Raw genomic sequence first — 13,217 nt, forward strand, 5'->3', positions numbered from 1 at the left:
GGCTGTTTCAAGACGATGACCATCCGGTTCTTTACTCTTCGTCGTTCAGATAAGGATCGGCGAAACCGAGCTCCTGCATGATGTCGCGCTCGAGCGCTTCCATCTCTTCGGCTTCCTCATCCTCGATATGGTCATAACCTAGCAGATGCAGACTGCCGTGCACAACCATGTGGGCCCAGTGGGCCATCAGCGGCTTGCCCTGTTCGGTGGCTTCGCGCTCGACCACCTGGCGGCAGATCACCAGATCGCCGAGCAGCGGCAGCTCCAGGCCGGGCGGGGCCTCGAACGGGAAGGAGAGCACGTTGGTGGGCTTGTCCTTGCCGCGATAGGTGAGGTTGAGCTCGTTGCTCTCCGCCTCGTCGACGATGCGCACCGTCACTTCGGCCTCCTGCTGGAAGCCGAGAATGGTGCCGTCGAGCCAGCCCTGCAGCTGGGCCTCGCTCGGCAGGCCATCGGTACTGGCACTGGCCAGTTGCAGATCCAGGGTCACGCTCATTGGGCACTCTCTTTACTGGTGTGGGGGGCGGCTTTGTCGGCCGCCTGTTTGGCATCGAACGCCTCGTAGGCCTGCACGATGCGGGCCACCACCGGGTGGCGTACCACGTCCTTGGATTCGAAGAAGTTGAACGACAGGCCGTCGACCCCTTGCAGCACTTCCAGCGCGTGGCGCAGACCCGACTTCTGGTTGCGGGGCAGGTCTATCTGGGTTATGTCGCCGGTGACCACCGCCTTTGAGTTGAAGCCGATGCGGGTCAGGAACATCTTCATCTGCTCCGTGGTGGTGTTCTGGGCCTCGTCCAGGATGATAAAGGCGTCATTCAAGGTTCTGCCTCGCATATAGGCGAGCGGCGCCACCTCGATGATGTTGCGCTCCATCAGCTTCTCCACCCGCTCAAAGCCCAGCATCTCGAACAGGGCGTCGTAGAGCGGGCGCAGGTAGGGATCCACCTTCTGGGAGAGATCGCCTGGCAGGAAGCCGAGCTTCTCGCCCGCTTCCACCGCCGGACGGGTCAGCAGAATGCGGCGAATTTCCTGACGTTCCAGCGCGTCCACCGCCGCCGCCACCGCCAGATAGGTCTTGCCGGTCCCGGCGGGGCCGATGCCGAAGCAGATGTCGTGGCGCACGATATTGGCGATGTACTGGGCCTGGTTGGGGCTGCGCGGCTTGATAAGGCCACGCTTGGTCTTGACCGTCACCTCTTTGCCGTAAGGGATGCTCGGCGCCGGCTCGTCATCCTGTTCCAGCACCCGCGACTCCTGAATGGCCAGATGGACCATATCGGGGGTGATGTCGGTCACCTTGCCGCCCTTGAGGGGCTGGGTTTCCACATAGAGGTGCTTGATGATGACGGCAGCCGCCTCCACCTGGGCCTGCTTGCCCAGCAGCTGGAAGTGGTTGTCGCGGTAGCTGATCTCGACGCCGAGGCGGCGTTCCAGCTGTTTGACGTTGTCATCGAACGGACCGCACAGACTGGCGAGACGCTGGTTGTCGGCGGGTTCCAGATGCAGATTCAGGGTCGAGATGTGTCGGCTCAAAGTGTCCTCGTCTTGACGCGATCCCATCCGACCGGGGCCGGATGGGGTGAACAGATTAGTGGGGAGTGAAGGCGGCCACGCCCAGCGGGTCCGGTACGTTGTCCGGGCGGCGGGCCAGGATCTCGCTCGGGGCGGTGGCGATGCGCAGGTTCATCTCGTTCTCGCCGCGCAGGAATTTACCGCGCAGGGAGTTGGGACGCACCTCGGTGATCTCCACGTCGGCAAAGCCGCCGATCAGGGTATGCGGGCCCTCGAAGTTGACCACCCGGTTGTTCTCGGTGCGGCCGCACAGCTGCATGGGGTCGAGCTTGGAGGGCCCTTCCACCAGGATGCGCTGGGTGGAGCCCAGCATGGCGCGGCCAATCTGCATCGACTGGTTGTTGATGACATGCTGCAGGCGGGTCAGGCGGGCTTTCTTCACCTCCATGTCGACGTCATCGGGCAGGTCGGCGGCCGGGGTACCGGGGCGCGGGCTGTAGATGAAGCTGAAGCTCATGTCGAAGTTGATCTCTTCGATGAGTTTCATGGTGGCCTCGAAATCCTCGTCCGTCTCGTTCGGGAAGCCGACGATGAAGTCGGAACTGATGGTGATGTCGGGACGGGCGGCGCGCAGGCGACGGATCTTGGACTTGTACTCCAGCACGGTGTGCGGGCGCTTCATCATGGTCAGGATGCGGTCGGAGCCGCTCTGCACCGGCAGGTGCAGGAAGCTGACCACTTCCGGGGTGTCCTTGTAGACCTCGATGATGTCGTCGGTGAACTCGATGGGGTGGCTGGTGGTGTAACGAATGCGATCGATGCCGTCGATGGCGGCCACCAGCCGCAGCAGCTCGGCGAAGGTGCAGATGCCGCCGTCGAAGGTCGGGCCCCGATAGGCGTTGACGTTCTGGCCGAGCAGGTTCACTTCGCGCACGCCCTGCTGGGCGAGCTGGGCGATTTCATAGAGCACGTCGTCCAGCGGTCGGCTCACCTCCTCGCCGCGGGTGTAGGGCACCACGCAGAAGGAGCAGTATTTGGAACAGCCTTCCATGATGGACACGAAGGCGGTCGCCCCTTCGGCGCGCGGCTCGGGCAGGCTGTCGAACTTCTCGATTTCCGGGAAGGCGACGTCCACCTGGGCACCGCGCCCTTCCTGCACCTGCTTGATCATGGTGGGCAGGCGATGCAGGGTCTGCGGGCCGAAGACGATGTCCACATAGGGGGCGCGAGTGCGGATGTTGTCCCCCTCCTGGGAGGCGACGCAGCCGCCCACGCCGATCACCAGACCGGGTTTGTTTGCCTTGAGCTTCTTCCAGCGTCCCAGCTGGTGAAACACCTTCTCCTGCGCTTTTTCGCGGATGGAGCAGGTGTTGAGCAGCAAAACGTCTGCCTCTTCGGGCTCTTCGGTAAGCGTGTAGCCATTGCTGGCATCCAACAGGTCGGCCATCTTGGACGAGTCGTACTCGTTCATCTGGCAACCCCAGGTTTTGATGTGAAGTTTTTTGCTCATTGCTTCTCTTGACTTGTTTTGAATGCGGCATGGTCAAAGGACCGGGCATTTTACTCCGCAATCCGGAGACTGCCTAGCGAATATCCAGCCGGCCACGGCCGGAGCGCCGCCGGCGGGCTTCCTGTCGGCATCGGCTTTCTCCTTGATTTGGCGCACTAATTCTCCACACCCTTCACTGTTTCCCGGCGCCCCTTGCGGTATCATGTGGTCATTCGGTCCGGCTGCGTTTTCCCCTTGCCCGGGCTCACCCCTTGCAGGAATCAAGTTATGGAACAGTGTGATATCGCCATCGTCGGGGCCGGCATGGTCGGCGCCGCCACCGCCTGTCTGCTGGCGGCGCAGGGTCTGTCGGTGCGGGTCATCGAGACCCGGCTGCCGGAGCAATACGCCCCCGAGCAGCCGCTGGATCTGCGGGTCTCCGCCATCAGTCAGGCTTCGGTGGCGCTGTTGGAGCAGACCGGCGCCTGGCAGCACCTGCAACAGATGCGGCTGTGCCCCTATCGCCGGCTGGAAACCTGGGAGCTGGACGGTTTTGCCACCCGCTTCAATGCCGCCGACCTCGGCCTGCCCCAGCTCGGTTACATCATCGAGAACCGGCTGGTGCAGCTGGCGTTGCTCAGACGCATGGAAGACTTCCCCAACATCCAGACCCACACCCCGGCGGCGGTGACGAGCCTGCGCCAGAGTGCGGACGAGGCGGTGCTGACCCTGGATGATGGCAGCGAGCTGGCCGCCCGCTGGGTGCTGGCGTGCGATGGCGCCGAATCCCACACCCGCAAGCTGGCCGGCATCGGGGTGTCGCGCTTTGAATACCGCCAGCACTGCATGTTGATCAACATCGACACCGACTTCGAGCAGGAAGACATCACCTGGCAGCAGTTTACCCCGCACGGCCCGCGTGCCTTCCTGCCGCTACCCGGCCAGCATGGCTCGCTGGTGTGGTATGACAGCCCGGCCCGCATCCGGGCGCTGGCGGCCATGAGCAACGAGGGGCTGGCCGCCGAGGTGCGCCGCCACTTCCCGAGTCGGCTCGGCGGGTTTGCCGTGACGGCCAAGGGGAGCTTCCCGCTGGTGCGCCGCCACGCCAACGACTACCACGCCGGCCGGGTGGTGCTGCTGGGCGATGCTGCCCACACCATCAATCCGCTGGCGGGGCAGGGGGTCAACCTCGGCTTCAAGGACGTGGCCTGCTGGCGCGATCTGCTGCAAGGGGCCGGGGCCGATTGGCATCAGCTGGCGCTGGCCGGACGTTATGAGCGGCGCCGCCGCCCCGACAACCTGTTGATGCAGTCGGGGATGGATCTCTTCTACGGGGTGTTCAGCAACGAGATAGGCCCGCTCAAGCTGGCGCGCAACCTGGCCCTCAATCTGGCGGACAAGGCGGGCCCGCTCAAGGAGATGGCGCTACGCTATGCGCTGGGGCTGGTTTAAGGCGCGCGGCGCCATCATGAGGGAGCAGGCAGCATGAACAAGGCATTGCTGGTGATCGATTTCATCAACGACATCGCCCACCCGGACGGGCGCATCGCCGCCTCGGCGGCCCATGTGCTGGAACAGGATGCCATCGTGCATGCCAATCAGGCGCTGGCCCATGCCCGCGCCCACGGCTGGCTGGTGGTGCTGATCAAGGTGGGTTTTGACCCGCATTATCTGCTGCAACCCAAGGGCTCGCCCATGTTTGGCCGGGCTAACCAGTTCGGGGCGCTGTCGCTTGGCGATAGCGGCACCGACTTTCACGCCGATCTCGACGTGCAGCCGGGCGATCTGGTGCTGACCAAGCCCAGGGTCAGCCCCTTCTACGGTACCGCGCTGGAGCCGGCGCTGCGGGCCAACCACATCGACCACCTCTATCTGTGCGGGGTGAGTACCAGTTGGGCCATTCAGGCGGCGGCGCGGGAGGGGCATGATCGGGATTACGCCATCACCATTCTGGAGGATGCCTGCGCGGCGGCGGATGCCAATGAGCACCATGCCTCGCTGCGAATGCTCGGCCGCATCGCCGAGGTCTGCAAGGTGGCCCTGCTGGCCTGATCCCGGCGGCAAGCGGAGCTTGCTCACTGTTTTGACATTTTGTCTGCGGCCCCCTGTCGGGCCGCAGCCATTTTGGGCAACATGAAGCGAGCATCGATGGCCACAAGGATGAGGGCATGCGTTATCAGGGACGGATCGTGCGCTGGAACGAGGCGCGCGGCTTTGGTTTTATCGCCCCCGAGCCGGGGGAGGGCGAGCCAAAAGGAGCCGAGCTGTTCGTGCACATCTCGGCGCTGCAGTCAGATGGCTCGCTGCCCAAGGCCGGCGAGCGGGTCTCCTATCAGCTTGGCAGCGGCCAGGACGGCAAACCCAGGGCCGAGCAGGTGTTCTTTGTGGATCGACCGCTGTCGCTGGCAGGCGCCCAACCCGCGCCCTCTGCGGGTAGACAGGCTGTGACTGGGGAGCGCCCTACGCCAGCCAGGGCACGCCCACGCCCCGTCTATCGGCGCCGCAGCAACTGGCGCGGCAAGCTGATCCCGCTGCTGGTGCTGGCCGGGATCTTCTCCATCTACTCCCGCTTCTCGGCCGAGTCGGTCTCGCCTTCGCCAAGCTCTTCTTTCAGTCAGCAGGAGGCGGACAGCACAGACAGCCCGCAGGCGACGCCCACTTTCGTCCGTCAGTGCGACGGTCGGCAGTATTGCTCCCAGATGACCTCCTGCGAGGAGGCGACCTGGTTTTTGCAAAACTGCCCCAATACCAAGATGGACGGTGAAGGTGACGGCATTCCATGTGAAAACCAGTGGTGCAGTTACTAGCGAGGGATGGGGGCGGGTGCAAGTGATTGATCATCTATCTTTATCTTGCAGGCCGGGGGCAGGCCATGGCCGCCGATGCCCCTTCGTCATGGACGGAACGCCGGCATTACGCTGGTGGTTGCGGCAGGTACGGTGCGTCGTTGTTGGGTGAGGAGCAGGGTCATGGCGGACTATTTTCAGGGATCACTGTTTCACTTCTCCGATCGGGCGCAATACCTGTCTGCATTGCTCAATTCGCTGGAGGAGCAGATCTCGGTGATCGATCGGGATGGCGTCATCCACTACACCAACCTCGCCTGGAATAGTTTCGCCGAACAGAACGGCATGCCGAAGGGGTACGACTGGCTGGGCGTCAACTATCTGAGGGTGTGCGACAACTCGGTGGAGCCGCTGGCCCAGATGGCAGCCGAGGGGATCCGGCGGGTACTGCGCCACGAGCAGCAGCACTTTCATCTGGAGTACCCCTGTCACAGCCCGGATACCCAGCGCTGGTTCATGATGCGGGTCTCCGCCATCCCCGGCATCGAGGTCGAGTTCTACACCATCAGCCACATCAACGTCACCGAGCGCAAGCTGCAGGAGCTGGACATGGCCTACCTCTCCCTGCACGATCCGCTGACCGGGCTGGCAAACCGGCGGCTGTTCAACAGCTTTCTGCACAACGAGTGGCGGCGCAGCATGCGCGAACAGACCCCCATCTCCTTCATCATGCTGGATCTGGACAACTTCAAGCTGTGCAATGACCACTTCGGCCATCAGGTCGGGGACGGTTTCTTGCAGCAGGTGGGTCAGCTGCTGAGCACCTTCTGCCAGCGGGCCACCGATCTGCCGTGCCGCTTCGGCGGCGACGAATTTGCCCTGATCCTCGGCAACACCGGGGACGAGGCCGCCTCCCGCATGGGGGAGGCCATTCGCGTTGGCATCGGCGAGCTGCTGATCCCGGGGGCGGATGGGCTTCGACTCAGCGCCAGCGTCGGGATTGCCACCTTGTTGCCGCAGCAGGCTCGCGTCTCGGAAGAGGAGCTGCTGACCGCTGCCGACATGGCGCTCTATCTGGCCAAGCAGGGGGGCAAGAATCGCTGCCACTGCGTCAGCTGCAGCGCGCTGCCGGCCGCCTGATACTCGATTGCCACATCCCCCTGTGGCGATACCTCGCCTGTCCCCTGATATCGACTCCCTGAACCTATCGCATCAGCGATCCGGCAGGGCTGGCTGCGGTGCCGGGTGGGCATCGATGACCAGCTGCACGAAGCGATCGCGGATGGGATCGGCAAATTCCGGGTTCCACACCAGGCTTATCTCCCACTCGGAGCAGGGGCCGGACAAGGGGTAGAGGGTGACGTCCGGGCCGGCGATGAAGCTGACGCTGCGCGGCAGGATAGCGTTGCCGATGCCGGCGGCCACCAGCGCCACCAGGGTCTGGATATCCTCCGCCTCCTGGATCATGCCGGTCAGCCGGTTGGCACCGAGGAAGCCGGCGATCTGCTGGCTGAGGCCGGGGCAGCGGTGGCCGACCATCTGCAGCAAGGGCTGGCTGGCCAGCGCCTGCTCCACATCGAAGGCGGCCGGATCCGGCTGCGTCATCAGGGTCGGCACCGCCAGCACCAGCCGATCGGTCAGCAGTCTGTGTTCCTGCAACTGCGGCGCCTGGGGCCGGCGCATGAAGCCGAGCTGCAGCTGGCCCGACAGCAACCGCTCCTGCTGGATGGCGGAGGTCATGTCCTGCAGATGCACCATCACCTCGGGCACCTGCTGCTTGAAGCTGGCCACCAATGCCGGTGCCAGCGCGAAGCTCGACAGGCCGAAACCAATCTTGAGGCGCCCGGCGATGCCGCTGGCCAACGCCATGGCATGGCGCTCAAAGCCCTTGCCGTGTTCGACCAGGGCACTCGCCTGGGTGAGCAGCTGGGCGCCGATGGCGGTCAGTTCGGCACCGTGGCGACCCCGGTTGAACAGGGTACTGCCGAGGGTCTGCTCCAGCCCCTGGATCTGCTTGGTGAGGGCCGGCTGGGTGATGAACAGCCGGTTGGCGGCCTCCCGGTAGTTGGCGGTGTCGGCCAGGGTGACGAATGCCTGCAGTTGCTTCAGATCGAATTTCATTCCATATGGTTATCTAAAGTGGCCATTTTGTGATTATAAATTATCTAACTGCCTTGTTCTAATGGTCTGGTAGCGGGCCCCATTGGCCCCATCCGATCCGTCACAAGGAGTCATCTCATGCCTGCCGAACGCTATCTGTTTTTGATCAAGGGAACCCTGGTACTGGCCCAGCCGCTGGCTGCGCCGGAGACGGGAGAGCTGCTTACCAGCCTGCTGCAGCAGGGCTTTGCGGTCGGCCCCTTGCAAGTCTGGGCGAGCAATGCCGAACAGGCGCTGGCCTGCTATGAGCAGGCGGCTCAGCGGCGGGCCTTCGGCGATATTCTGGCGGGGAGCGAACCAGGCCTCGCGGGAGTCGGCGTATGAGCCGGCTTGTGCTGCGGGCCAGCGCCCTGCTGCTGGACATGGATGGCACCCTGGTGCACTCCACCGGCGAAGTGGAGACGGTATGGCGGCTCTGGTGCCGCCGCCATCAGCTGGCGCCCGAGCCGGTGCTGGCCATGTGCCACGGGGTGCGCTCGCGGGAGGTGCTCCGAGCCCTGGCCCCGCAACTGGACATGGCGCAGGAGGTGGCCCTGCTCGACGAGCTGGAGATCAACCACACCGGCCAGGCGGAGGCCATCGGCGGAGCCCGAACTCTGCTGGCGGGTTTGCCAAGCGATCGCTGGGCGTTGGTGACCTCCGCCAGTCAGCGGGTGGCCCGTCATCGATTGCGCAGCGCCGCTCTGCCGTTGCCCACCCTGCTGGTGGGGGCCGAGGATGTGGTACATGGCAAGCCGGATCCCGAGCCATACCTGCTGGCGGCCGAGCGTCTGGGGCTGGCGGCGGCCGATTGCCTGGTGTTCGAGGATGCGCCGGCCGGCATCACCAGTGCCCTGCGGGCGGGTTGCCGCGTGGTACAGGTGGGGGGCAGGCAGCGGCTGGATCCGGACATCAGTGCCCTGATCCAGGACTGGCGCCAGGTGAGCGTGGTGGAGGAGGTGGCGGGTTTGCAGCTGACGCTGCTGGCCTGACAACAAAAAGCCCCCGTCGAGCGGGGGCTTGGGTGGTGGGCAACGCGCTTATTTGAACACGCGAAAACGTGCGGCGTCGTCCATGAAGGTCTTGTCACCGGCCGGTTGCTTGATGCTGCCAAAGGGCATCTGGGCGCGCAGCAGCCAGCTGGCGGGCAGGTTCCACTCCTTGTGTACCGCCTGGTCGATGAGCGGGTTGTAGTGCTGCAGGGAGGCGCCGATCTTCTCCTGGGCCAGGGTGGTCCAGACCGCAAACTGGGCGATGCCGGTGGCATGTTCCGACCAGATGGGGAAGTTGTCGGCGTAGAGGGCGAATTTTTGCTGCAGATCCTTGATGACGTCGGTGTCCTCGAAGAAGAGCACGGTGCCGAAACCTGCGCGGAAGCTGCCGTCCACCTTGGCTTCACTCTGGGGATAGGCTTCCGGCGGCACTATCTTCTTCAGCTCCGCCTTGACGATGTCCCACAGCTTGTGGTGCTGGGCGCCAAACAGGATGACGGCGCGGGAGCTCTGGGAGTTGAACGAGGAGGGGCTGTGCTTGATGGCATCCTGGATGAGAGTGGTCAGCTGCTCCGGCGTATGGGAAACCTGGTCACCCAGGGCATAGATGGTACGACGTACTTTGATCTGTTCGATAAACGGACTGCTCATAACATCTCCTTTGTTTGACAGGGAATCGTCTTCGGTGGTCCTTGGCAAGGCCATCCGGCTCCGATTGTTCAAGCTATAGACTATAACACCCCCTTCCTGGTTAGCCGTCAACGCACAGTGGTCACTGTTTTTACTTTTTGTTGATATACATATCCACGGCATGGATGAGCAGTATCACGTTTATATGTTTTTTGTCAGTTAGGCGGAGGGCGGCTGATTTTAATCAATGAATGATTCTGTCGGGCCGCCATAGAATCCTCGCATTACAGAATTTTTTGCGGGGTGTTGATGATCCAATGGTTGATTAGTCGGCGTTACTACCTGTTGACCTCGCTGACCCTGCTGCTGGGCACCCTGGTGCTGGTGGTGACACTGGCCCTGGCGACGGCCAGCTATCTGCGCAGCATCGACAAGACGGTGGCCGGCTACGGCCACATGCTCTCTTCCCTCGATGCGGCCCTGATCCACGAGCTGGTGCTGGCCAACCAGCGTCAGCTGGCGGTGCTGGAAGCGTCGCTGGACAAGGCCGCCATCGCCCGCGGCGAGCCGGCCGACAACCCGCTCTGGGCCATTGCCCACCAGATCAAGCGCGACAGCCACTACATCTATTTCTACAACCCGCAAACGGACCGCATCAGCAGCTACCCGGCCTGGCAGCAGCCGGCCGAGTATCGTGCCGCCAGCCGGCCCTGGTATCGGGCGCTGTCGATGCCGGGGGATGAGCTCATCTGGTTGGGTCCCTATCAGGAGTACGGCTCGGACAAGCAGATCCTGACCCTGATCAAGCGGGTAAAGGGGCTGGATGGTCAGCTGCTCGGCCTGCTGATGGTCGACATGTCGTTCAACGCCATCCAGCAGGCACTGCAGCGGGCCATGGGTCGCAACCAGGCGGCCATCTACATCAGCTCGCGGGGAGGAGATGAACTGGTGGTGGGCTGCAATATGGCGCTCTATCAGCCGCCAGTGACCACGGCGGGCGTGGTGGGCAGCGGACTGGAGGTGATCTGGCATGGCCGCCATCTGCGCCGGGAGCTGGAGGGGATCGACTGGGATCTCAACATCTATCTGCCGCCCGAGCTGTTTCACGACGGCCTCGAGGAGGCCCTGCTGATGGTGGTGCTGCCGCTGCTCTCGCTGTTTGCCATCTGGTTTTGCAGCATCAACTTTCTGGTGCGGGTGTTCAATCAGGAGCAGGCGCTGGTGGCGGGCTCGCTGACCGGCATAGTGCGGGATCCGACCCAGACTCCTTGCCAGCTGAAGACCTGGTTCGTGCACAGCAGCCTAAGCGAGATAGATCAGGTGCGGGCCAGCTTTCTGCAGGGGCAGGATGCCCTGCTGCACGACCCCCTCACCGGCATCATGAACCGGCGGGCCTTCACCCAGCGCCGCAGCGAACTGGAGGAGAGCGCCACACCCCACTGGCTGCTGCTGTTCGACGTCGACAACTTCAAGCGCATCAATGACAACTGGGGACATACGGTGGGGGACGGCGTGCTCTGCCGGGTAGCTGAGCTGCTGGTGGCGGAGCTGGGTAGTGGCTGCGTCTACCGGATCGGGGGAGACGAGTTCGCCGCCCTGTTGCCCTGGCCGCGCAGCGAGCTGGAGTCCGGGCTGACCCGGCTGCTGGCGCGGGTGCGCAATCAGCAGTGGCGCGAGTTTCGCGAGGCGGTGACCCTGAGCGTGGGCGGTGCCCACAGCCCGGATGAGGGTGTGCTGCTGTTCGAGCGGGCCGACGAGTGTCTCTATCGGAGCAAGCGGCTGGGGCGCGATGGCTGGTCTTTGACGGAGCGGACCCGGCAGGAGCAGGGTGCTGACAGATCCTGTCATATGGATAACGGCTAAGCGAGCACTGCCGCTCGGTGGGCCCCGGCACCGTTCGCTGCCCAATTTCCATACGATGTCATTTACGTATTTAAATTCAATATCTTATGTGTGAATTGGACGACATCGCAGGCGGTGTGGGAGGCGGTGTCGCTCTCCTGCGACAGTGGCGCCCTTTGGCGGGAATCGTATAGTTCGGGGAAATTAATCAGGTTTGACAGGAGTACCCCATGGAGATGAACAAGCGTGGCATGAGCGCCCTGGCCCTGCTGGGCTCACTGCTGCTGGTCAGCGGCACAGCGCAGGCCTCGGAGACACTCAATACCATCCTCGGTGGCGGTGCGGGTGGCGTGGCCGGCACCATGATCGGCAAGGAGCTGGGCGGTGATACCGGTGCTCTGGTGGGGGCGGCGCTGGGCGGTGCGGCCGGTGGCGCCGCCACGGCCAACAAGGGCAACAAGAATGAAGCGGCCCTCGGTGGCGCCGTCGGGGCCCTCGGTGGCGCAGCCATCGGCAAGAGCGTGGGTGGCAGCACGGGTCAGCTGATCGGGGCCGGCGTCGGCGGGGCCAGCGGCTCCGCCATCGGTGCCAAGACTGGCGATGGCCACAAGAGCAACAACGATCGTTACTACGACGATGAGCACAGGCACCACAAGAAACACAAAAAGCACAAGAAACACAGATGGCACGACGATGATTGATCGCTGCCAGCAATGAGAGAGGGGCCGACAGGCCCCTCTCTTTTGTTTGGTTCGGCCGCCGCTCACACCAGCCGGTGTTGGCGGCGCCCCTCGGCGAAGGCGTTGATGTTGTCGATCAGCTGATCGGCGAGGCGCTGCATCGACTCCTCGCTGGCCCAGGCCACGTGGGGGGTGAGGATGAAGTGGGGGTACTGCAGCGCCTGCATCAGCGGGTGGTCGGGGGGCGGCGGCTCGACGCTCGCCACGTCGAAACCGGCGCCGCCGAGGCGGCCATTGGCCAGTGCCCGCAGCAGGGCCTCCTCGTCCACCAGACCGCCGCGGCCGACGTTGATCAGCAGGGCGCCCGGCTTCATCAGCTCGAGCTCCCGCTCGCCAATCAGGTTGCGGGTATAGGGGGTGAGCGGGCAGTGCAGGCTGATGACGTCGGCGCTTTGCAGCAGCTCGTCCAGCGGCAGCCGATCCTCGTCATGGCTGGCGCCGACCTGGCTCTGGGCGTAGCGCACCTCCATGCCGATCCCCCTGGCCCGCTCGCCGAGGGCCTGACCGAGTGTCCCCTTGCCGATGATGCCGAGCCGCTTGCCGTGCAGATCCGTGATGTGGTGATCGAAGAAGCAGAACTGGCCGCTCTGCTGCCAGCGCCCCTCCAGCAGCGACTGGCGCCAGCAGAAGAGGTTGCGCGCCAGGGCCAGCATCAGCGCCATGGCGTGTTCCGGTACCGAGGGGCCCGAGTAGTTGCGGATGTTGCAGACGCCGACGTTGGCGGCGCGGCACGCCTCCAGATCCACGTTGTCGCTGCCGGTGGCGGCCAGCGCGATGAGTTTCAGGTCCGGCAGCCGGGCCAGCTCGGCGGCGCCGATGCGCACCTTGTTGATGATGGCGATGCTGGCGTCTTTGAGTCGCTCCACCACCTGCTCGGGGGCCGTGCTCGGGTAGCTCTGCCAGTGATGGGGAAAGTCGGGGTGGCGCAGGGTGATGCCGGTATCCAGGGTATCGCTGTCGAGAAACACAATTTGCTGCATGGAGCCTCCTGCCGTTGAGGCGTTCATGATGCCAAACATCGGCGACCGAGGGCCAGTTTGCTGCGCCTCAATGGCTTGGCAATCGCGCCGGATGTGAGGCAGGC

At 64.0% G+C, this 13,217-nt stretch carries 14 protein-coding genes; 8 read left to right on the forward strand and 6 right to left on the reverse strand.

All coding sequences use genetic code 11. The features are described from left to right. Positions 1-31 precede the first annotated feature (31 nt). The 3 genes from ybeY to miaB are packed head-to-tail and all read right to left on the reverse strand — an operon-like array spanning position 32 to position 3,025. Positions 32-496: an rRNA maturation RNase YbeY gene (gene ybeY / locus ACB032_RS01195; RefSeq protein ID WP_371137161.1), complete on the reverse strand. Its 465-nt coding sequence runs from the start codon at positions 494-496 to the stop codon at positions 32-34. Beyond that, positions 493-1,536 carry a PhoH family protein gene (locus ACB032_RS01200; RefSeq protein ID WP_371137162.1) on the reverse strand — a complete coding sequence of 348 codons (1,044 nt, stop codon included), beginning with the start codon at positions 1,534-1,536 and terminating at the stop codon, positions 493-495. The genes ybeY and ACB032_RS01200 overlap by 4 nt, the downstream gene beginning before the upstream one ends. Before the next feature lie 55 nt (positions 1,537-1,591). Further along, positions 1,592-3,025: a tRNA (N6-isopentenyl adenosine(37)-C2)-methylthiotransferase MiaB gene (gene miaB / locus ACB032_RS01205; protein ID WP_011707016.1), complete on the reverse strand. Its 1,434-nt coding sequence runs from the start codon at positions 3,023-3,025 to the stop codon at positions 1,592-1,594. A gap of 267 nt (positions 3,026-3,292) precedes the next feature. On the opposite strand from miaB, the gene ACB032_RS01210 reads away from it, so the two are divergent. The 4 genes from ACB032_RS01210 (at position 3,293) to ACB032_RS01225 (ending at position 6,930) form a co-directional block, all read left to right on the forward strand. Continuing rightward, positions 3,293-4,456: an FAD-dependent oxidoreductase gene (locus tag ACB032_RS01210; RefSeq protein WP_371137163.1), complete on the forward strand. Its 1,164-nt coding sequence runs from the start codon at positions 3,293-3,295 to the stop codon at positions 4,454-4,456. Between the two features lie 33 nt (positions 4,457-4,489). Beyond that, entirely contained in the window at positions 4,490-5,056 is a 567-nt protein-coding gene (locus ACB032_RS01215) for an isochorismatase family cysteine hydrolase (protein WP_371137164.1), read from the forward strand. A 116-nt stretch (positions 5,057-5,172) separates the two neighbouring features. Continuing rightward, complete coding sequence (locus ACB032_RS01220; protein ID WP_371137165.1) at positions 5,173-5,811, forward strand: cold shock domain-containing protein; 639 nt, start codon at positions 5,173-5,175, stop codon at positions 5,809-5,811. 162 nt (positions 5,812-5,973) lie between these two features. Then, positions 5,974-6,930: a diguanylate cyclase domain-containing protein gene (locus tag ACB032_RS01225; protein WP_076360386.1), complete on the forward strand. Its 957-nt coding sequence runs from the start codon at positions 5,974-5,976 to the stop codon at positions 6,928-6,930. A 72-nt stretch (positions 6,931-7,002) separates the two neighbouring features. Here ACB032_RS01225 and ACB032_RS01230 read toward each other — a convergent pair whose 3' ends face one another. Next, complete coding sequence (locus ACB032_RS01230) at positions 7,003-7,911, reverse strand: LysR family transcriptional regulator (RefSeq protein ID WP_043121105.1); 909 nt, start codon at positions 7,909-7,911, stop codon at positions 7,003-7,005. Between the two features lie 117 nt (positions 7,912-8,028). Here ACB032_RS01230 and ACB032_RS01235 point away from each other — a divergent pair, with 117 nt between their 5' ends. After that, positions 8,029-8,274: a hypothetical protein gene (locus tag ACB032_RS01235; RefSeq protein ID WP_371137166.1), complete on the forward strand. Its 246-nt coding sequence runs from the start codon at positions 8,029-8,031 to the stop codon at positions 8,272-8,274. Then, on the forward strand, positions 8,271-8,921 hold the full coding sequence (locus tag ACB032_RS01240) for an HAD-IA family hydrolase (protein WP_371137167.1): 651 nt from the start codon (positions 8,271-8,273) through the stop codon (positions 8,919-8,921). The genes ACB032_RS01235 and ACB032_RS01240 overlap by 4 nt, the downstream gene beginning before the upstream one ends. A 48-nt stretch (positions 8,922-8,969) precedes the next feature. Here ACB032_RS01240 and ACB032_RS01245 read toward each other — a convergent pair whose 3' ends face one another. Then, positions 8,970-9,572, reverse strand: a complete 603-nt coding sequence (locus tag ACB032_RS01245) for a nitroreductase family protein (protein WP_016351664.1) — start codon at positions 9,570-9,572, stop codon at positions 8,970-8,972. A gap of 288 nt (positions 9,573-9,860) precedes the next feature. Between ACB032_RS01245 and ACB032_RS01250 the strand changes: the two genes are divergently transcribed. Both ACB032_RS01250 and ACB032_RS01255 read left to right on the forward strand, forming a co-directional pair. After that, complete coding sequence (locus ACB032_RS01250) at positions 9,861-11,414, forward strand: GGDEF domain-containing protein (RefSeq protein ID WP_371137168.1); 1,554 nt, start codon at positions 9,861-9,863, stop codon at positions 11,412-11,414. 209 nt (positions 11,415-11,623) lie between these two features. Continuing rightward, positions 11,624-12,094: a YMGG-like glycine zipper-containing protein gene (locus tag ACB032_RS01255; RefSeq protein ID WP_244088593.1), complete on the forward strand. Its 471-nt coding sequence runs from the start codon at positions 11,624-11,626 to the stop codon at positions 12,092-12,094. Between the two features lie 62 nt (positions 12,095-12,156). Here ACB032_RS01255 and ACB032_RS01260 read toward each other — a convergent pair whose 3' ends face one another. Continuing rightward, positions 12,157-13,113: a D-2-hydroxyacid dehydrogenase gene (locus ACB032_RS01260; RefSeq protein ID WP_011707005.1), complete on the reverse strand. Its 957-nt coding sequence runs from the start codon at positions 13,111-13,113 to the stop codon at positions 12,157-12,159. Between the last annotated feature and the right edge of the window lie 104 nt (positions 13,114-13,217).

The organism is Aeromonas sp. S5(2024) (assembly GCF_041403025.1).
GTDB classification, from domain to species: domain Bacteria; phylum Pseudomonadota; class Gammaproteobacteria; order Enterobacterales; family Aeromonadaceae; genus Aeromonas; species Aeromonas hydrophila.

Excerpts from the sequence above, each read along its gene's own strand:
- ACB032_RS01235 (WP_371137166.1), top strand. The coding sequence starts at position 8,029 with ATGCCTGCCGAACGCTATCTGTTTTTGATCAAGGGAACCCTGGTACTG.
- ACB032_RS01215 (WP_371137164.1), top strand. The coding sequence starts at position 4,490 with ATGAACAAGGCATTGCTGGTGATCGATTTCATCAACGACATCGCCCAC.
- ACB032_RS01240 (WP_371137167.1), top strand. The coding sequence starts at position 8,271 with ATGAGCCGGCTTGTGCTGCGGGCCAGCGCCCTGCTGCTGGACATGGAT.
- ACB032_RS01245 (WP_016351664.1), bottom strand. The coding sequence starts at position 9,572 with ATGAGCAGTCCGTTTATCGAACAGATCAAAGTACGTCGTACCATCTAT.
- ACB032_RS01260 (WP_011707005.1), bottom strand. The coding sequence starts at position 13,113 with ATGCAGCAAATTGTGTTTCTCGACAGCGATACCCTGGATACCGGCATC.
- ybeY (WP_371137161.1), bottom strand. The coding sequence starts at position 496 with ATGAGCGTGACCCTGGATCTGCAACTGGCCAGTGCCAGTACCGATGGC.
- miaB (WP_011707016.1), bottom strand. The coding sequence starts at position 3,025 with ATGAGCAAAAAACTTCACATCAAAACCTGGGGTTGCCAGATGAACGAG.
- ACB032_RS01225 (WP_076360386.1), top strand. The coding sequence starts at position 5,974 with ATGGCGGACTATTTTCAGGGATCACTGTTTCACTTCTCCGATCGGGCG.
- ACB032_RS01255 (WP_244088593.1), top strand. The coding sequence starts at position 11,624 with ATGGAGATGAACAAGCGTGGCATGAGCGCCCTGGCCCTGCTGGGCTCA.
- ACB032_RS01230 (WP_043121105.1), bottom strand. The coding sequence starts at position 7,911 with ATGAAATTCGATCTGAAGCAACTGCAGGCATTCGTCACCCTGGCCGAC.
- ACB032_RS01250 (WP_371137168.1), top strand. The coding sequence starts at position 9,861 with ATGATCCAATGGTTGATTAGTCGGCGTTACTACCTGTTGACCTCGCTG.
- ACB032_RS01210 (WP_371137163.1), top strand. The coding sequence starts at position 3,293 with ATGGAACAGTGTGATATCGCCATCGTCGGGGCCGGCATGGTCGGCGCC.
- ACB032_RS01220 (WP_371137165.1), top strand. The coding sequence starts at position 5,173 with ATGCGTTATCAGGGACGGATCGTGCGCTGGAACGAGGCGCGCGGCTTT.